The sequence below is a fragment of the Candidatus Agathobaculum pullicola genome, from assembly GCF_052117205.1.
GTDB lineage: Bacteria > Bacillota > Clostridia > Oscillospirales > Butyricicoccaceae > Agathobaculum > Agathobaculum pullicola.
On record NZ_JBQKJP010000120.1, the window covers coordinates 1 to 648 of the forward strand.

Annotated in this window: 1 protein-coding gene; it reads right to left on the bottom strand. The window is 52.5% G+C overall.

Going from position 1 to position 648, the window contains the following annotated elements:
* Positions 1-10 precede the first annotated feature (10 nt).
* On the bottom strand, positions 11-648 hold a 638-nt coding region (locus ACTQ3V_RS15680), incomplete at its 5' end, for a DDE-type integrase/transposase/recombinase (protein ID WP_441468303.1).

Here is a 648-nt window from a genome sequence, read left to right on the forward strand (position 1 = left end):
TGTAGGTTTGTCAAACATATTGGACAGTGAACTCTAAAGGAGAAAGCCAACCTAGAGGCCTCATGGGAAAGTTGTTGGAACGGCGGTTATGGACAGCAAGCTGCTTGGAAAAGTCATCGAGAGAGTAAAAGCGGTGGCAGGAGTAAAAACGTTTCTGGTCCTCTCGGTGGCTACGCTCCACCTTACCGTTGTGTCGTGGCGTGTAGGGACGGATGAGTTTATGCCGGATGCCCAGCTCGGCAGCGGTGACCTCAAACAGGGTGGGCAGATCCCGTCTGCTGTTGGAGAAACGATTGGTAAACTCAAAGCCATTGTCCGTCTGCACGCACTCCACCCGGATACCTCGGCGGGCATACCACTTGAGCAACTTTTTTAGGAAGTCGGCAGAGGAATAGGTGTTTTGCTCTGGGTAGGCAGTCAGAAAACGCAGGCGGGTAAACTCGTCAATGGCGGTGTACTGGTAGAGGCGGAGTTGCGAGTCCGCAATACATTTGCGGGGCACCACTTTTACGTCCACCTGGACCCGCTGGCCGGGATAGGTCATCTGCTCGTAAGGCTTTGGTTTATACACTTTTTTCTTTGAAACAGCAGGAAATAGCCCTAGTTTGCGCATGACTCGGAACAAGCTCTCCGGACGTCGGGTATAAC